Annotated in this window: 14 protein-coding genes and 2 pseudogenes; 6 read left to right on the top strand and 10 right to left on the bottom strand. The window is 63.6% G+C overall.

Translation table 11 applies throughout. The annotated features are described in order from the left end of the window. Positions 1–82: 82 nt before the first annotated feature. Positions 83–1,225 (bottom strand): nitrogen regulation protein NR(II), encoded by a 1,143-nt coding sequence (glnL, locus tag NCS28_RS04890; RefSeq protein ID WP_250512729.1) that lies wholly within the window; start codon positions 1,223–1,225, stop codon positions 83–85. Positions 1,226–1,399: 174 nt separating this feature from the next. Next, positions 1,400–2,815, bottom strand: a complete 1,416-nt coding sequence (gene glnA, locus NCS28_RS04885; protein WP_061119874.1) for a type I glutamate--ammonia ligase — start codon at positions 2,813–2,815, stop codon at positions 1,400–1,402. A 324-nt stretch (positions 2,816–3,139) separates the two neighbouring features. On the opposite strand from glnA, the gene NCS28_RS04880 reads away from it, so the two are divergent. The 3 genes and pseudogenes from NCS28_RS04880 to NCS28_RS04870 all read left to right on the top strand — a co-directional run bounded on the left by NCS28_RS04880 (position 3,140) and on the right by NCS28_RS04870 (position 4,342). Next, positions 3,140–3,604: a rhodanese-like domain-containing protein gene (locus tag NCS28_RS04880; protein WP_250512728.1), complete on the top strand. Its 465-nt coding sequence runs from the start codon at positions 3,140–3,142 to the stop codon at positions 3,602–3,604. 24 nt (positions 3,605–3,628) lie between these two features. Further along, positions 3,629–3,894 (top strand): annotated as a pseudogene (locus tag NCS28_RS04875) (FitA-like ribbon-helix-helix domain-containing protein). Then, positions 3,891–4,342, top strand: a pseudogene (locus NCS28_RS04870) (type II toxin-antitoxin system VapC family toxin). Before NCS28_RS04875 ends, NCS28_RS04870 begins: the two co-directional pseudogenes overlap by 4 nt. Here NCS28_RS04870 and NCS28_RS04865 read toward each other — a convergent pair. The 6 genes from NCS28_RS04865 to hrpA form a co-directional block, all read right to left on the bottom strand. Next, the gene (locus NCS28_RS04865) at positions 4,290–5,000 is read right to left on the bottom strand and encodes a copper homeostasis protein CutC (RefSeq protein ID WP_250512727.1); all 711 of its coding nucleotides are present in this window, start codon (positions 4,998–5,000) and stop codon (positions 4,290–4,292) included. The pseudogene NCS28_RS04870 and the gene NCS28_RS04865 overlap by 53 nt on opposite strands. Next, positions 4,997–5,815 (bottom strand): competence/damage-inducible protein A, encoded by an 819-nt coding sequence (locus NCS28_RS04860; RefSeq protein ID WP_250512726.1) that lies wholly within the window; start codon positions 5,813–5,815, stop codon positions 4,997–4,999. Before NCS28_RS04860 ends, NCS28_RS04865 begins: the two co-directional genes overlap by 4 nt. Before the next feature lie 16 nt (positions 5,816–5,831). Further along, positions 5,832–6,683, bottom strand: a complete 852-nt coding sequence (locus NCS28_RS04855; protein ID WP_250512725.1) for an EI24 domain-containing protein — start codon at positions 6,681–6,683, stop codon at positions 5,832–5,834. A 78-nt stretch (positions 6,684–6,761) separates the two neighbouring features. Next, positions 6,762–7,781: a sterol desaturase family protein gene (locus tag NCS28_RS04850; RefSeq protein ID WP_250512724.1), complete on the bottom strand. Its 1,020-nt coding sequence runs from the start codon at positions 7,779–7,781 to the stop codon at positions 6,762–6,764. An 88-nt stretch (positions 7,782–7,869) separates the two neighbouring features. Then, on the bottom strand, positions 7,870–8,883 hold the full coding sequence (locus tag NCS28_RS04845) for a YVTN family beta-propeller repeat protein (protein WP_250512723.1): 1,014 nt from the start codon (positions 8,881–8,883) through the stop codon (positions 7,870–7,872). Positions 8,884–9,029: 146 nt separating this feature from the next. Further along, positions 9,030–13,664: an ATP-dependent RNA helicase HrpA gene (gene hrpA / locus NCS28_RS04840; RefSeq protein WP_250512722.1), complete on the bottom strand. Its 4,635-nt coding sequence runs from the start codon at positions 13,662–13,664 to the stop codon at positions 9,030–9,032. 22 nt (positions 13,665–13,686) lie between these two features. On the opposite strand from hrpA, the gene argA reads away from it, so the two are divergent. The 3 genes from argA (at position 13,687) to proP (ending at position 17,534) form a co-directional block, all read left to right on the top strand. Beyond that, the gene (gene argA, locus NCS28_RS04835) at positions 13,687–15,057 is read left to right on the top strand and encodes an amino-acid N-acetyltransferase (RefSeq protein WP_250512721.1); all 1,371 of its coding nucleotides are present in this window, start codon (positions 13,687–13,689) and stop codon (positions 15,055–15,057) included. Positions 15,058–15,115: 58 nt separating this feature from the next. Beyond that, on the top strand, positions 15,116–15,388 hold the full coding sequence (locus tag NCS28_RS04830; protein WP_044041255.1) for an oxidative damage protection protein: 273 nt from the start codon (positions 15,116–15,118) through the stop codon (positions 15,386–15,388). 670 nt (positions 15,389–16,058) lie between these two features. Next, positions 16,059–17,534, top strand: coding sequence for a glycine betaine/L-proline transporter ProP (gene proP / locus NCS28_RS04825; protein WP_250512720.1), 1,476 nt, complete (start codon positions 16,059–16,061; stop codon positions 17,532–17,534). 51 nt (positions 17,535–17,585) lie between these two features. On the opposite strand, the gene NCS28_RS04820 is transcribed toward proP, so the two are convergent. Then, on the bottom strand, positions 17,586–18,038 hold the full coding sequence (locus NCS28_RS04820) for a metallophosphoesterase family protein (protein WP_250513057.1): 453 nt from the start codon (positions 18,036–18,038) through the stop codon (positions 17,586–17,588). Then, positions 18,038–18,256, bottom strand: coding sequence for a hypothetical protein (locus NCS28_RS04815; RefSeq protein WP_250512719.1), 219 nt, complete (start codon positions 18,254–18,256; stop codon positions 18,038–18,040). Before NCS28_RS04815 ends, NCS28_RS04820 begins: the two co-directional genes overlap by 1 nt. Positions 18,257–18,324 lie beyond the last annotated feature (68 nt).

Raw genomic sequence — 18,324 nt, 5'->3', positions numbered from 1 at the left:
TTCGGTGTGAGCCCGTCGAAACGGTCAGGCTTCGATGCCTGATGTGTCACGTGCTTGTCGTGACGTCGCTGGTCGATCGTGATCAATTCTCAAACGGCAGCAGGATGGCGAATTCGGTGCAGCCCGGCCGGCTCTCGACTTCGATCAAGCCATCGTGCTGATGCACGAACGATTGCGCGAGCGTGAGACCGAGTCCGCTGCCGTCTTCCCTGCCCGATACGAGCGGAAAGAAGATCCGGTCGCGGATTTCGCTGGGGATGCCGGGACCGTTGTCAGTGATATGCAAGTCCAATGCCAGTTTGTGCAGCTTCTTGCCGATCGTCACTTTGCGCGCGATGCGCGTGCGCAGTTCGATGCGCGCATCGCCTTGCGAGATGCGCTCCTTCAGCGCTTCGGCTGCATTGCGCACGACGTTGAGCAGCGCCTGAATCAGCTGCTCCTTGTCGCCGCGCAAGTCGGGCACGCTCACGTCGTAGTCGCGCTCGATCGTGAGGCCGCGCGGAAACTCCGCGAGGATCACGGCACGCACGCGTTCACATACTTCGTGGATGTTCACATCGCCGACGATATGCGGATGCCGGTGCGGCTCCAGCAAGCGATCGACGAGCGTCTGCAGGCGATCCGATTCCTTGATGATGACCTGCGTGTACTCGCGCAGTTCGTCGCGTTCACGCGCGCCGAGCTCGAATTCGAGCAACTGCGCAGCGCCCCGGATGCCGCCGAGCGGATTCTTGATCTCGTGCGCGAGATTGCGGATCAGCTGCTTGTTGACGGCGGTGAGATCGTGAATGCGCTCCTCGCGATCGGTGCGCAGATGGCGCTCGTTCTCGAAGAGCTCGAGCAGCACGTACTCCGGCGCCGCTTCGAGATAGCCGACGATCGCATGCACGTGCACCGGCTCGCGGCTCTGACGTTCGAGCACCGCATCGAGCCGCGTAGCATTGAAGCGGTTCTCCGCGATCGACGCGATCGTGGTCGCGAGCTCGTCCGCGTTCGCGAAGAGCTCGGGCCAGTTCATCTGCGTCAGCTGCTTGCGCGACATCTCCAGCATCGCTTCCGCCGATGGGTTCGCGTACGCGATCCTGAGATTGCGCATGTCCAGAACGAGCACGTTCGTGGGCAGCGCTTCGAATCCCGGAAGCAGTCCGCTGCCCGCCAGTTGCGAGTCGTCCGTCAGCGCATCGGCATGACCCTTGCGCGCCTTGATGAGGTTCTTTAGCACCATCGAGCAATGGTTGAGGTCGTTCGTGATACCGATCTTCTTCTCGATCTATGACATTGCGGCGATTAAAAAAGGGACGGCGCGCCGTCCCTTTTTGTTCACTGCATCGCATGCGTCGCGCGCTTCATCGAACTGCTCGCGACGAAACGCGCTTCAATCATGCGGGCGTGTGTCGCTTTACAGCGAGTAGTACATCTCGAACTCGATCGGATGCACCGCCTGACGATAACGCTGCAGCTCGTTCGTCTTCAGTTCGATGTATGCGTCGAGCATCGAATCCGTGAATACGCCGCCGCGCGTCAGGAACTCGCGATCCGCGTCGAGCGCGTCGAGTGCCTGGTCGAGGCCCGCGCACACGGTCGGGATCTTCTTGTCTTCTTCCGGCGGCAGATCGTACAGATTCTTGTCCGCGGCTTCGCCCGGATGAATCTTGTTCTGCACGCCGTCGAGACCCGCCATCATCAGCGCGGAGAAGCACAGGTACGGGTTCGCGAGCGGATCCGGGAAGCGCGTTTCGATACGGCGGCCCTTCGGGTTGGACACGTGCGGAATACGGATCGATGCCGAACGGTTGCGAGCCGAGTAAGCCAGCTTCACGGGCGCTTCGAAGTGCGGCACGAGACGCTTGTACGAGTTCGTACCCGGGTTCGTGATCGCGTTCAGCGCGCGCGCATGCTTGATGATGCCGCCGATGTAGAACAGCGCGAATTCCGACAGGCCCGCGTAGCCGTTGCCCGCGAACAGGTTCTGACCGTCCTTCCAGATCGACTGGTGGACGTGCATGCCCGAACCGTTGTCGCCGACGATCGGCTTCGGCATGAAGGTCGCCGTCTTGCCGTACGTGTGCGCCACGTTATGGATGATGTACTTCATCTGTTGCAGCCAGTCCGCGCGCTGAACCAGCGTCGAGAACTTGGTGCCGATTTCGTTCTGGCCCTGGCCCGCCACTTCGTGGTGATGCACTTCGACCGGAATGCCGATCTGTTCGAGCAGCAGACACATTTCCGAACGGATGTCCTGGAACGTGTCAACCGGCGCGACCGGGAAGTAGCCGCCCTTCGTGCCCGGACGGTGGCCGGTGTTGCCGCCTTCGAATTCCTTCGCCGACGACCACGGCGCTTCTTCCGAGCCGATCTTCACGAACGTGCCCGACTGGTCCGTGTTCCATTGCACCGAGTCGAAAATGAAGAACTCCGGCTCTGGACCGAAGAAGGCGGTGTCGCCCAGGCCCGAGCTCTTGAGATAGGCTTCCGCGCGGCGCGCGAGCGAACGCGGGTCGCGCTCGTAGCCCTTGCCGTCGGCGGGTTCGACCACGTCGCAGGTCAGAACGAGCGTGGACTCTTCATAGAACGGGTCGATGAACGCGGTGTCCGCATCCGGCACGAGCAGCATGTCCGACGCTTCGATGCCCTTCCAGCCGGCGATGGACGAACCGTCGAAAGCGTGGCCGCTTTCAAATTTGTCTTCGTCGAATGCCGAGACCGGCACCGAAACGTGTTGTTCTTTGCCGCGCGTGTCGGTGAAACGGAAGTCGACGAACTTGACGTCCTCGTCTTTGACGAGTTGCATGACGTCGGCCACGGATTTACTCATTACCTATCTCCTGATTAACAAAAGTCGGCGAATCGCTCGCCGCCCCGACCAATCCTGTACATCGATTCAATCGAGGATGAAAAAGCAGCTTCCGTGCCAAGCGCACCATCTTTGCGCTAAGCGCTTGAAGCAGCGCGCGTTTTGAAGCGATCCCTGTTGCGCTGCGAATCGGATTCGCACCTTTTCGGTGCGTCGCCGTTTGTCCAGTTTAATCAAAGCACCTTTTCGGTGCGCCATCGACGTCGCGCACCAGACTTGCGCATCGTGCTGCCCGCCTCGCGCAGCACGCTAGAATGATTCTTTGCGCTTAACGGAGACTGCGCCATGAGCACGCTCGAACAACTCTATAGCCAGGCCGGCAAACGCGCGGCCGAGAACAACCTCACTTACGCCGGCGCTTTCTCGCCCGTCGAAGCGTTCGAACTGCTGCAACTCGACCCGCGCGCGCGCCTCATAGATGTTCGCACGCGCGCCGAGCTGGACTGGGTCGGCCGCCCGGCTGTTGATGGCGCGCAGTACGCGCACATCGAGTGGATCCGCTACCCCGGCTCCGTGCCGAATGCCGAGTTTATCGAACAATTGCGACAGGTCGCCACTCCCGATACGCCTGTCGTGTTTCTGTGCCGCAGCGCCGCGCGTTCGAAGCTCGCGGCGGTCGCGGCGCAGAAAGAGGGTTATGCCCAAGCGTATGACCTGCTCGAAGGATTCGAAGGCGACAAGGATGGGCAGGGGCATCGGAAAACGGTGTCGGGATGGTGTTTTCGCAAGCTGCCGTGGATCGGGGCTTGAGGCCTCGGCGTAACCGCATTCAAGATGGGGAACGAGAGGGCGATGCCGTCTGTACGCAATCTTCCAGGCGAAGTGCACCGCGCCTTGCGCATTCGCGCGGCCGAGCGCGGTCGGAGTACGGAGGCGGAGGTGCGCGGCATATTGGAAGCTGCGTGAAACCGGCTGGCCGCGTGCGGCCGGGTACGTTTCTCGTCGGATACGGCGGTGAAGCGGGACTGAGCGACGACGAATTTGCCATCTTCGAAGATATTCGCGACCGGACGCCAGCCAGGCCCGTGAGCTTCGAATGATCTTGCTGGATACCAACGTCATTTCCGAGCTGCTTCGTCTGGCGCCGGACGTGAATGTCGTCGAGTGGCTCGATTCACAGCCGGTCGAAACGCTATTTTTGTCTGCCATCTCGGTCGCGGACTCCGGTGGGACGTCGTGCAACTTTCGGTAGGCAAGCGACGCGCGACTCTCGGCGCGAAGCTCGAAGAAGGCTTGCTGTTCCTCATGGCTTCGCGCATATTGCCCTTCGATGGCGACTGCGCCCGAAGCTACGCCGATCTGACGACGAAGGCACGGGCCGAAGCACGAGGCATCGCCTCGGCCGATGGCTTCATCGCCGCCGTCGCCGGCGCGCATGAAATGACCGTGGCGACTCGCGACACATCTCCCTTCGAAGCCGCCGGTTTAGGCGTCATCAACCCTCGGGGCTGGCGACTTCCTGATTCAGCAGTTGATGCACGCGCCTGACGCACGCTTCATCGACGGGCGCGAGCCCCTTTCCATCCGCGCGCACGCCCGAGCCGAAATGCACCGCGCGCACGCCCGTCGACGCGACGAAGGGCTTCACTGCATCGACCGTCAGCCCGGCGCCCGCCAGCACCGTGCAGCGCGTTCCCGCAGCCCTTGCGACGAGCTTTGCGATCGTCGCCTGCGCGTCCAGCACCGACGGCTTGCCGCCCGAGGTCAGCACGTTCGTCACGGCATCGAAGGTCAAGAGCGTGTCGAAAGCGGCGAAGAGATCGCGTGCTTCGTCGAATGCGCGATGAAACGTGAGCGGCAAGCCATCCGCCGCTTCGATCACGCGCGCGAGGCCGTCGGTGTCGACATCGCCATGCGCGTTCAGCATGCCGACGACGATCGCATTCGCCCGCGTCTTCGCAATCGCGCGCACGTCGCGGACGATGACGGCCAAGTCGTCGGCATCGTAGACGAACGAGCGGCTGTGCGGCCGCACGATCACATTCACCGGAATCTCGACCGCCTCGGCCACCGCTTCGATCAGCCCGATGCTCGGCGTCAGTCCGCCCTCGCCCATCGCGGTGACGAGCTCCAGCCGGTTCGCGCCGCCGCGTTGCGCCGCGCGCGCATCGGCCACCGTGGTCGCGATGACTTCCAGCAACGTCACTTCGCTTCCTCTGGCGGCACTTCCACGACTTCGCCGCCCAGCGCGATCACGCCTTCACGCAGCACCTCGAACGCCGCGTTCGCCTGTTCCGGATCGCCCTTGACGCCCAGATCGATGTGCGAGCGCGCGTAAAGCGCACCGCGCGCCGCATCGCCCACGCTCGGCAGGCTGAATGCGCGCACGCCCTCGAAATCGCGCTCGATCGCGACCATCAGCGGCGTGATGCGCGATTCCGGCAGGCCGAACACGAGCAGCGAGCGCTCGACACGCGGCGTCGCGTGGTGCAGATGCGCGTACTTCGTGTCGAGCGCCCACTCGATCATCGGCCAGGCCATCACTGGAAAGCCCGGCACGAAGTGATGATCGCCGACCGAGAAACCGGGAATCTTGTTGAAGCTGTTCGGAATGATCTCCGCGCCCTGCGGAAACGTCCCCATGTTCAACCGATGCAGATTCTCCGGCGACTCCAGCTCCACCGGCTTGCCGGCCTGCTCCGCCATATCGCGGATGCGCGCGCGGATCAGCTCCGCCGCTTCCGGATGCAAAGCCAGCGGCACGCCCAGCGCGTCCGCCGCGCACTGGCGCGTGTGATCGTCCGGTGTCGCGCCGATGCCACCCGTCGAAAAGACGATATCGCCGGACGCGAAGGTTCGCGCGAGCGTGGCGGTGATGCGCGCGGGATCGTCGCCGACATACTCGGCCCAGTCGAGCGCCAGCCCGCGCGCACTCAGCAATTCGATGATTTTCGGCAGATGCTTGTCGGTGCGGCGGCCGGACAAGATCTCGTCGCCGATGATGATGACGCCAATGCCCATGAATGCCCCTTTGTTCTTACAGTGAAACGTCGCGGGATTCGACCGTGATCGCCGGATAACGCGGCGCGCTCGCGCGCAGGCGCTCGAGCGCGTGCAGACAGTAATGCGCGAACCACAGCGCGGAAAACACGAGGATGAACGCATACGCCCAGATCGTCACGGCGGCGACGACCGGAAAGAGCGGCAAGAGCCATACGGACCACGCCCAGAGCATCGTCGGCACGGAACTCAGCAGGCCGCTCACGATGCCGATGCCGAGCAACGGCCACCGCGCATCGCGCGTGATGGCGCGGCGCTCTTCGACGCTCGCATGCAGCGCGAGCGCGTCGTAAGTCATGACGCGATAGGTCAGCCAGCCCCACAGCAGCGGCGGAATCAACGCGAAGAACGGCGGAATCAGCCACAAGGGCAGCGTGACGACGAGCAGCACGAGACACACGACCGTGGTCACCACCGAATGCCCGAGACTGCCGTACCACGAACCGCCGCGCCGTTCTTCGAGCGAGGAATAATGCCCTTTCGGCCGCCGCGTGAGCAGCTTGACGACGCCGGGCATCGACAGCGTCGCGATCAGCAGCAGCACCGTGACGACGATCAGCGGCACCGTCATGATGACGACGAGGAACGGCGCGATCACCGCGTGCAGCGACGAAAAGCCGACCGTATCGAAGAGGCGGTACATCGCGGACGTAAGCGCCCAGCCGTCGAGCCAGCCGTTCGCTGCGCCCGTGAGCGTCTGCCAGAAAAACCAGAGAATCGAGCCCCAGACCACGGTGGCGACGCCGAAGGGCATCAGCGTCAGCCAGAGCATGCGCGGATGAAAGACGTTCGCGAGCGCGCGCACGAACGAACGCAGCAAGTCACTCATGCGTGATTCGAAGTAGAAGAAAGAGGAACCGACAGGATAAACCAGCGCCGCACACGGGCGCTGGTCTTGACGGAACGTTCAGACGGCCGCCGAGTTGTCCGAAGGAGACGCGCCCGCGCGACCCGAGGAAAGGCGCGCGGCGATACGCTTGAACGCGAGCCAGTGCTGCTCGATGAAACCGTCGCCATAATGGACCGGCTTCACGCCCGGTGCGCCGAGCTGGTCGCGGATGCCGGTCGGCTCGACGGTACGGTTGAACGATGCCGAGCGGAACAGGATGTCCCAGAACGAGAACAGCACGCCGAAGTTGCAACCGTAGATCGTCCCCTCGTGACCGAAGCCGATTGCGTGATGACGGCGATGAAACGCCGGACTCACGACGATGCGATCGAGCAGCCAGCCGAAATGCAGCCGGATGTTCGCGTGCTGCACGCTCTGCATGAAATTCGTGATGGCGACGAGCACGACGAACTGCGACGGCTCCACGCCGATCACGAGCGCGACGCAGGCGAAGAAGCTCGCCTGCAGCACGTCGTCGAGCAGATGGTTGCGATCGTCGGTCCAGAGCGACATCTTCTGCTGGCTGTGATGCACCGCATGCAGTTCCCACCAGATGCCGAAGCGATGCTCCAGCCGGTGATACCAGTAGCCCGCGAAATCGAGTATCAGCAGATAAATGACGAACGTGACGAGCGGCTGCGTGGTGACGCCGGGCCACAGGTTGTCGATCTCGAGATTCGGCACGTCGTGGATGCGCAGCCAGCTCTGCATCGAATCGAAGAGCGGCTGGAACGTGAAAAAGAAAAACAGATTCAGAATGCCGAGCTTGACGATCCACGTGTACAGCACGTCCACACGTACGCCCTTTCGGTCCTGCCACGGCTCCGCGGGGCGCAACGCTTCGAGCGGGCGCAGGATCGCGTACATCGCGAGCACTTCCAGGACGCCGACGATCACCCAGTAGAGCGCGTCGTAGGTGTCCTCGTCGTAATCCATCATGCCGATCTTGAACAGCGCCGGCTGCACGACATCGACATAAAGAAGCGTCTGCAGCCAGGAAACGAGACCGTCCAGCGACGAAAGAATCGAATGAAACATGATGCTCCGTGGTGCGTGCGGCCGTCCGGTGCGCCGGCCCTTCCTCAATCGTAGTATAGGGCGCGGCAGGCGCGCCCTCTTCCTCCGCTTACGCCCCGTTGGGCGCCGTCACCGGTGCGCGGTTGTAGAAGTAGATGCCGTGCGGCGAGCGGCCGACCTTGATGGTTTCGATCAGCTTACGATTTGCGAGATCGATCACGCCGACGTGCTTCGCGAAGCGGAACGTAACCCACAGATACTTCTTGTCGGCGGAAAGTTCCATGTCGTCCGGGCCGGGCAGCAGCCCGGTGATATCGCCGACGTTCGTGAGCGAGTCTTCGTCGATGATGCTGATCGTGTTCGCGACGCGATTCGACACCAGCACGTGCTTGCCGTCGGCCATCGAGCGGAAGTTGTGCGCGCCCTTGCCCGTCGTGATGGTTTTGACGACCTTCTGGTTGCGCCAGTCGACCACGGCCACGTAGTCCGCGCCCGTCATGCCGACGAGCAGATACTTGTCGCCCGGCGTGAGCCAGACGCCCGCGGGCACCTTGCCGACCTTCATCTTCCATTTCACCGTCTGCGTCGGCAGATCGATCGCGGCGACTTCACCGGACACTTGCAGCGAGATGAACGCGGTCGAGCTGTCGTTCGTGAATGCGATGTGGCTCGGCATCGTCGCGAGCGGCAGGCGCTTCGCGAGGCTCACGTTCTTGCCGTCGAAATGGTAAATGTCGAGGCGATCGAGGCGCAGGCCCGTCGACACGAACCATTTCTTGTCCGGCGAAAAGCCGATCTGATACGGATCCTCGATGTCCTGCACCCAGCGCTGGAACGCGCCGGTTTTCGGATCGACGAACATCAGATTGTTCGACACCGAATTCGCGACGATCAGCGACGAGTTGTCGGGCGTGGGCATCAGATGGTGCGGTTCCTTGCCGGTGGGCACGGTGCCGACGACCTGACGCGTGTTTTCGTCGATGAGGCTCAGCGTGGCTTCCGCCGAATTGAGCACGATGATGTTGTTGGCAAACGCTGCGGTGGCGACAAGAGCGGCGCCGGCGGCGAGCGCCGCGCGTGCGGCGGCCGCGCGGATGCGGCCGTTATGGAAAATATTGCGCATGGAAAATAGGCTTCGGAAGGCAGGCGTCATTGTAGAACGTTTGCTTCGCGCGGCGGGTTGACCGGGTGCGGCTTTTTGCGCAATACGCTGAACCGGAGCAAGAAATAGCAGGTTGCGCCGCGTTCTAGCCGCCACCTGGCCACCGCCTAGCGCTGCATCGATTCCCAGACCTTGTGGAGCCGTTTCACCGACACCGGCATCGGCGTGCGCAATTCCTGCGCGAAGAGCGACACGCGCAGTTCTTCCAGCAACCAGCGGTACTCGGCAAGCCGCGCATCCGCGACCCCGCCACGCTGCGAAATCGCGCGCTGGTAGTGCTGCGCGAGCGGCTGCAGATCGGCGGCAAGACGCGCGTCGCGGGCTGGATCGGCTCTGAGCTTGTCGATGCGCTGCCCGATTCCCTTCAGATAGCGCGGAAAATGCGCGAGCTGCGCATACGGCGTGTCGATGACGAAGCGCTTGCTAATGAGCGCGCTCAGTTGCGCCTGCATGTCCGCATACGCCGATGTGAACGTCTTCGCCTGCGCCAGCTTTTTCGCGAGCGCGGCGTATTCGGCCAGAATCGCGCCGACGAGCCGCGCGATCTCCTGCGCGAGCAGCGTCAGGCGGCCCTTCGCGGCGTCGCGGCGGGCGTGGAAACTACTGTCGTCATCGGGAAGCGGGTCCTGCAGGCACGCGCGATCGAGCGCCGTCTCGACGATCTGGTCGCGCAATTCATCGGCGGTGCCGAGCGCCATGTATTGCATCGACATTTCGCGCAAGCCCGGCAGATTCTTCTCCAGATAGCGAATCGGCTCGCGCAGTTGCAGCGCGAACAGCCGCCGCAATCCCCCACGATGAATGCGCGCCGCTTCCTCGGGCGAATCGAACACTTCGACGTCGCAATGCGTGCCGCGATCGACGAGCGCCGGATAACCGAAGAGCTTGTGTCCGCGACGGCGGATTTCCAGCAGTTCGGGCAGCTTGCCGAAATTCCAGGTGGTGAGGTTTTCGTAAAGCGCGGTGCCGACGCCTGCCGGTTGCGTTTGCGGCGCCGATTCCGACTCTCCAGAGAGCGCATCGAACGCCGCAGCCGACGTCAGCTTCTGGAATTGCTGCTGCGCCTGGCCGCCCAGTTCCGCGCGCAACTGCGCGAGATTGCGGCCCATCGCGAGCTGGCGGCCGTGCTCGTCGATCACCTTGAAGTTCATGAAGAGATGCGCGGGCAGCGTTTCGAGCTTGAAATCCGCGCTTTTCACGGCGAATTGCGTTTGCTCGCGAATATCGGCGATGAGCGAATCGACGAGCGCGCCCGCGCCGAATTTCGGCCCGGCATGACGCTCGGCAAAACCCGCCGCGTACTCCGGCAACGGCACGACGTGGCGGCGCAGTTTCTGCGGCAGCGACTTCAGCAGCAGTTGCGCCTTCTCCTTGATCATGCCGGGAACGAGCCATTCGACACGGCGCGCATCGACCTGATTGAGCCCGTAGAGCGGCACCGCGAGCGTGACGCCGTCGCGCGGCGAGCCCGGCTCGAAGTGATACGTGAGCGACATTTCGATGCCCGACATCGTCATGCGCTTCGGGAACAGGTCGGTCGTGACGCCGGCGGCTTCGTGGCGCATCAGGTCGTCGCGCGACAGGAAAAGGAGCTTTTCGTTGCCCTCCTTCTTCTGCTCGTCGCGATACCAGCGCTCGAACGCCGCGCCCGTCCACATGCCTTCGGGAATCAGCGAATCGTAAAAGCCGTAGATGAGTTCATCGTCGACGAGCACGTCCTGGCGACGCGACTTGTGCTCCAGCTGCTCGATGTCGGCGACGAGCTTGCGGTTGTGCGCGAAGAAAGGCAGGCGCGTATCGAATTCGCCTTCGACGAGCGCGCCGCGGATGAACAGCTCGCGCGCGTATTTCGGGTCCTGCTTGCCGAAACTCACGCGCCGGCGCGCGTAGACCGTCAGCCCGTACAGCGTCGCGCGCTCGTAGGCGACGACCTGCGCGGCTTTCTTTTCCCAGTGCGAATCGGAAAGCGATGTCTTCAGCAGATGCGCCCCGACGGTTTCCAGCCATTCCGGCTCGATCTTGGCGATCGTGCGCGCGTACAGCCGGCTCGTTTCGATGAGCTCGCCCGCCATCACCCAGCGCCCCGCCTTCTTCAGGAGCGCCGAGCCCGGCCACAGATGGAACTTGATGCCGCGCGCGCCGAGATAATGCGGCTCGTCGTCGGCTTTCAATCCGACGTTGCCGAGAAGCCCGGTCAGCAGCGACAGATGCACCTGCTCGAACGTCGCATCCGATTCGTTCAAACGCCAGCCGTGCTCGCGCACGACCGTCAGCAATTGCGAATGCACGTCGCGCCATTCGCGCAGCCGCAGATGCGACAGGAAATTCGCGCGGCACGCATCGGCGAGCTGCTTGTTCGACTTCTTGTGCGCGACGGCGTCCTCGAACCACTTCCAGATGCGCGTCCACTGCAGAAACTCGGAGCGCTCGTCGACGAACTGGCGATGCGCCTGATCCGCCTGCTCCTGCGCCTCGATCGGCCGGTCTCGCGGATCCTGCACCGACAATGCCGACGCGATGATCAGCACTTCCGCAAGCGCATGATGATCGCGCGCGGCGAGGATCATGCGGCCGACGCGCGGATCGAGCGGCAGGCGCGCGAGTTCGCGGCCGAGCGGCGTGAGCGCGTTGTCGTCATCGACGGCGCCGAGTTCGTTCAGCAGCTGATAGCCGTCCGCGATCGCACGGCCCGGCGGCGGCTCGATGAACGGGAACGTTTCGATCGCCGTCAGATGCAGCGACTTCATGCGCAGAATCACGGACGCCAGCGACGAGCGCAGGATTTCCGGATCGGTGAAGCGCACGCGCGACTGGAAGTCGGCTTCGTCGTAGAGACGGATGCAGACGCCATCGGCCACGCGCCCGCAGCGGCCCGCGCGCTGATTCGCCGCCGCCTGCGAGATCGATTCGATCTGCAACTGCTCGACCTTGTTGCGATACGAATAGCGCTTCACGCGCGCCATGCCTGTATCGACGACGTAACGAATGCCCGGCACCGTCAGCGACGTTTCCGCGACGTTGGTCGCGAGCACGATGCGCCGCGCGTTCGACGGCCTGAACACGCGCTCCTGTTCCTGCGCGGAGAGGCGCGCGAAGAGCGGCAGTATTTCCGTGTGCGGCGGATGATGCTTGCGAAGCGCCTCGGCGGCGTCGCGGATTTCGCGCTCGCCGGGCAGGAACACGAGCACGTCGCCTGCGCCGACGCGGCACAGTTCGTCGACGGCATCGACGATGGCTTCCATCAGATCGCGATCGGTCTTGCGGTCGTTGCGCTTTGACAGCGTGCCTTGCGCGTTTTTGATCGCCTCGCTTTCTTCCTCGATCGGCCGATAGCGCACTTCGACCGGATACAGCCGCCCGCTTACTTCGATCACCGGCGCGGGCTTGTCGTCGCTGCCGAAATGGCGCGCGAAACGCTCGGCGTCGATGGTCGCCGACGTGACGATCAGCTTCAGCTCGGGGCGCTTCGGCAGGATTTCCTTCAGATAGCCGAGCAGAAAGTCGATGTTGAGGCTGCGCTCGTGCGCTTCGTCGATGATGATCGTGTCGTACGCGTTGAGCAGCGGATCGGTCTGCGTTTCGGCGAGCAGGATGCCGTCGGTCATCAGCTTGACGGAGGCGCCCGGCGCGAGATTGTCCGTAAAGCGCACCTTGTAGCCGACGACTTCGCCGAACGGCGTGCCGAGTTCTTCGGCGATGCGGCGTCCCGTGGCCGAAGCGGCGATACGGCGCGGCTGCGTGTGACCGATGAGGCCGCTGCCGCCCGCGCCGAGACCGCGTCCGAGCGCGAGGCAGATTTTCGGCAGTTGCGTGGTCTTGCCCGAGCCGGTTTCGCCGCTGACGATGACGACTTGGTTTCCGGCGATCGCGCGCGCGATTTCCTCGCGCCGGGCGGAGACCGGCAGCGCTTCGGGGAAGGTGATCGGCGGGATCGGGTTTGGGGTGACGACGCGTGGAGTGCGCGGCGGGCGGGGTTCGTGTGGCTCGCGTTTGGCGGCCGGCGCTGAGCCGACGGGCTCGCGGCGCGCGTCGGCCGCGGGACGTTCGTTTCGACGTTCGGCGCGATGGGCGTCGGTTCCGCGTGTATCGGCTGCTTTGGTCGGTACGCGACGTCCGTCGCGCGGCAGACGCGGTTCGTCGCGGTTCGCTGGCGCGGGCTGTTGAGGTTCGGAACGCTGCTCGCGCGGCGGACGGGCGTCTTCTCCGCGGCGAACGTCGTCGCGCTTTGCAGGCGCAGCCTGCCGAGATTCCGAACGCGGCTCGCGCGACGAACGCGCGTCTTGTGCGCGACGAGCCTCATCGCGTTTCGCGGCCGTAGGCTGTTGAGATTCGGAACGCGGCTCGCGCGCCGGAGCACGATCCGCTTTCGCGGAAAGCGCGGCCTTCGGCTTCGCCCGATCGCGGCCAGGCTGTGCAGCTTGTGGCTGCTGGGCCGTCGGCGGTCGTTTCGTTGCCGCCGTACCACTCTGCCCGCTCGTCACATTGCCGGCCTTGCCACGCTCACCGCTCGACGCAAACGCCGGCGCAGCAGACGCCCCGCCCGCAAACCGCCGCGCGGCGAGTTCCTTCTTGCTCAGTCCCGCGGCGTCTCCGGAATCTCTGGACGCCCCCCCGCCCTCCTGCGCGCCGCGCAGCAGATTTTCACGCAGTTGTCGCAACTGCTCCTGTGTATCGAGGGATTTATCGGCGGACTGGGACTTGCCCGCCTGATCGGGACGTGATGGACGGGAAACATTCGGCATAGCGTCGCATTATAATCCCGGGATGAATTCCCAAACCGACCTCACGATGACCGCGTCGCCTCTGGCAGCAGAGCCCGAAGCGCCGGATCTCCACGCTCAGTTCGTCGACTGGATGCGCTCCGTCGCGCCGTATATTCACGCGTTCCGGAACAAAACCTTCGTCGTGGCGTTCGGCGGAGAGCTGGTGCAGGAAGGTCGTCTGAACGCGCTCGTGCAGGACGTCGGTCTGTTGCACGCAATGGGCATTCACGTCGTATTGGTGCACGGCTCGCGCCCGCAACTCGACGAGCAGTTGAGCCTGCACGGCGTCGAATCGTCGTTCTCGCACGGCCTGCGCATCACCGATGCCCGCGCGCTCGAATCCGCGAAGGAAGCCGCGGGGGAAGTGCGTCTCGACATCGAGGCCGCGATCAGCCAGGGCTTGCCGAACACGCCGATGGCGCACGCGCACATCAGCGTCGTGTCGGGCAACTTCGTGACGGCGCGGCCGGTCGGCATTCTGGATGGCGTCGATTTTCAGCACACGGGCGTCGTGCGCAAGATCGACGGCGATTCCATCCGCCAGTCGCTCGCGTCGAACAAGCTGGTGTTGCTGTCGTCGCTCGGCTTCTCGCCGACTGGCGAAGCGTTCAATCTGTCGATGGAAGACGTCGCGTCCGCCGCCGCCATCGCACTGCGCGCCGACAAGATCATCTTCGTGACCGAAATTCCCGGGCTCGTCGATTCGGAAAACGAGCTCATCCGCGAAATGTCGCTCGACGACGCCTATCGCCTGCAAGAAAGCGGCGAGCTGCAAGGCGACACGGCGTTCTATCTGAAGCACACGGTGCGCGCGTGCCGCGGCGGCGTGGCGCGCGGCCACATCATTCCGTACCGGCTCGACGGCAGCGTGCTGCTCGAACTGTTCCTGCACGACGGCGTCGGCACGATGATCTCGTACGAGAACCTCGAAAGCTTGCGCGAAGCGACGCCGGACGACGTCGGCGGCATTCTCACGCTGATCGAGCCGCTCGAAAGCGATGGCACGCTCGTGCGGCGCGGACGTCACCAGATCGAGCGCGATATCGATCACTTCTCGGTCATCGAGCACGATGGCGTGCTGTTCGGCTGCGCGGCGCTCTATCCGTACACGCAGGAGCGCATCGGCGAGATGGCGTGCCTGACCGTCGCGCCGGAAGCGCAAGGTTCGGGCGACGGTGAGCGCCTGCTGAAACGCATCGAGCAGCGTGCGCGGGCGCGCGGCCTCACGCGTATCTTCGTGCTGACGACGCGCACCGAGCACTGGTTCCTGAAACGCGGCTTCGTAAAGGTGACCGTGGACGACCTTCCCGAAGATCGTCGGCGCCTCTACAACTGGCAGCGCAAGTCGCTCGTCCTGATGAAACAGCTTTGAATCCGATTTGAGAAGCGCGAACCGCGCTTCGCCCCCCGATACAGAGGAGAAACTCACAATGGCCCGAATGGTTCAATGCGCGAAGCTCGGCAAGGAAGCCGAAGGACTCGACTTTCCGCCGCTGCCGGGCGAGCTCGGCAAGCGCATCTACGAAACGATCTCGAAGGAAGCCTGGCAGGGTTGGCTCAAGCAGCAGACGATGCTCATCAACGAGAATCGCCTGAACATGGCCGATCCGCGCGCGCGCCAGTACCTCCTCAAGCAGACCGAGAAATATTTCTTCGGCGAAGGCGCCGACACGGCTACGGGCTACGTTCCGCCGCAAAGCTGAGATGGTGGCTTGACCGCATGGCAAGAACCGGCCCGCGGGCCGGTTTTTTGTTGCCTGCGCAGGCGCAAATGTTCCGATTGGACCATCGGAGGAATGGCCTGCAATTCGGTGCAATCCTATAGCCAAAATGGGATTCGGGCGGCCGCCGCAACCGGCCAAGAGCGGCCGGTTTGCACATCTTCTGTCATCGTGTTATCATCGTGTTCGTTATCAACAGTAATTCACCATCATTCACGCGCATGAGTCCGGGGCATCGCTTATCGGGCACATCGCGGTAGTGACAGTTTTTATACAAAGAGGCGCGTCGGTTTACTAGCTGGTTTGCCAGACTCACGCCGGCCTTTTTCGTCTCAGGCTGTTTTTTCGCCGACGTCGCGGCCCACCCGCGACAACTCAGCTTCCACGCCGGGTTCGCCGTCCGCACGTCAAATTCGTTTGTTTCATCCGAGTGCAATTTCGCGACCCACCGCGAAGCACCGGCACCGCGTTCGCTTTTTTTCAGCATCTGCCTCATTCAGGATGCTGCGCGGAGCCGTTGGCGTCCGTTTTCCGCAACGCATAGCGGCGCCGTCGCGAAACTGCACTGTCCCGGCAATACGCGCTGTCTCGATGACGGCGCGCCCGAAGCTCTCCGCGAGTTCTCGGGATCGAACACGGAGCTTTTCGAACTATGTCTTCTCTTCACGAGGGCCTTTGGCGCACACGCGATTCATCGAGTCAGAAGTCCGATCTCACTCTCGACGACATCACCATCGTCGATCAATCCCTGCTCAAGCGCGCGGTCGGCGCGATGGCCATCGGTAACGCGATGGAATGGTTCGACTTCGGCGTGTACAGCTACATCGCCGTGACGCTCGGCAAGGTGTTCTTCCCGTCGAGCAGCCCGGCCGCGCAGTTGCTCGCGACCTTCGGCACGTTCGCGGCCGCGTTCCTGGTGCGCCCGATCGGCGGCATGGTGTTCGGCCCGCTCGGCGACCGCATCGGCCGCAAGCGCGTGCTCGCGATGACGATGATCATGATGGCCGTCGGCACCTTCTGTATCGGCCTGATTCCGAGCTACGAGTCGATCGGCGTGATGGCGCCGGTCCTGCTGCTCGTCGCGCGTCTCGTGCAGGGCTTCTCGACGGGCGGGGAATACGGTGGAGCAGCGACCTTCATCGCCGAATTCTCGCCGGACAAAAAGCGCGGCTTCATGTCGAGCTTTCTAGAGTTCGGCACGCTCGTCGGCTATGTGCTCGGCGCGGGCGTCGTCGCGGTGCTGACCGCAGTGATGTCGGAGCGCGAACTGCTCTCGTGGGGCTGGCGCATTCCGTTCATGATCGCCGGTCCGCTCGGCCTGATCGGTCTGTACGTCCGGATGAAGCTCGAAGAAACGCCGGCGTTCCAGCGCGAAGCCGAGAAGGCGGAAGCGGTGTCGCACGAGACCACGAAGGAGCAGTTCCGCGAGACGCTGATCCAGCAATGGAAGCCGCTTCTGCAATGCGTGGGCCTCGTGCTGATCTTCAACGTGACCGACTACATGGCGCTCTCGTATCTGCCGAGCTATCTGTCGGCGACGCTCAAGTTCAACGAGACGCACGGCCTCTTCATCGTGCTCGTCGTGATGGTGCTGATGATGCCGCTGACGCTCTTCGCCGGCCGCCTGTCGGATACGATCGGCCGCAAGCCCGTGATGCTCGCGGGTTGTATCGGCCTCCTGGTGCTGTCGATTCCGGCGCTTTCGCTGATCCGCATGGGCACGGTGCCGTCGATCTTCGCGGGCATGATGATTCTCGGCGCGCTGCTGTCGACGTTCACGGGCGTGATGCCGTCGTCGCTGCCGGCCCTCTTCCCGACGAAGATCCGCTACGGCGCGCTCGCGATCGGCTTCAACGTGTCGGTGTCGCTCTTCGGCGGCACGACGCCGCTCGTCACGGCATGGCTCGTCGACAAGACCGGCAACCTGATGATGCCCGCGTACTATCTGATGGGCGCGTCGCTGATCGGTATCGTGTCGGTGCTCGCGCTGCACGAAACAGCGAAGAAGCCGCTGAAGGGTTCGCCGCCGGCCGTGGCGTCGAAGTCGGAAGCGCACGCAATCCTGCGTGGCCATCGCGAGGCCGCGGAAATGGACGATACGTTCCCGGAAGGCACGGTGCGCGCGTAAAGCGTCAGTCTGTTTGAACGCGTAAGGCCGGTGCGTGAGCGCCGGCCTTTTTTATGTCACGAGCGTGACGATGTGCGCTTCCAGTCTTACATGGACGATATCGAGCAGCGCGAGCGTGATCGGCAATTTGAAACGACGCGGCCCCGCGCTGCCCGGATTCACGAAGAGCACGCCGCCGCGCCGCTCGACGAGCGGCTTGTGCGAATGACCGGTCACGACGACATCGATGCCGTCGAGTTGCTTCGGGACATCGGCGATATCGTGGACAACGTGGATCGTCGCACCGCCCAGTTCGATGCGAGCGTGTTCGGGCAATCGGACGACGTCATCGCCGACGTCGTTATTACCGCGCACGACGGTGAGCGGCGCGAGGGACGCGAGCGCATCGAGCACGCCGTGCTTGCAGATATCGCCCGCGTGAATGATGTGCGCGCAATTGCGCAATGCGTCGAGCGCTTCGGGGCGCACGAGGTTGTGCGTATCGGAGATGACGCCGATGCGCATCACGTTTCTTCGTTCGCGAGAATGCGCTCGATGCGTCGATCGGGCACGAGCCACGCGGCCGCGACGAGCGCGTAGAGCGTTGCGGCGATCCACGGCTGCCAGAACGGCACGGCAATGGCGACGAGATAGAGCAGCACCGAAAGCTTGCCTTTGCGGTCCGCGCCGACCGCGCGTTCGATGACGCCATCGCTGAATGCATCGGGCAGGCTCTTGCCCATCGCGTGTCCTCGCGCGGATATCGGTGCCGCCGATTATGCGGGAGGGTCGAAAACTTGTCGAATGGCGT

It is taken from the genome of Caballeronia sp. INDeC2 (assembly GCF_023631325.1).
Taxonomy (GTDB): Bacteria; Pseudomonadota; Gammaproteobacteria; order Burkholderiales; family Burkholderiaceae; genus Caballeronia.
This window is presented reverse-complemented; position numbering and strand designations above follow the sequence as displayed.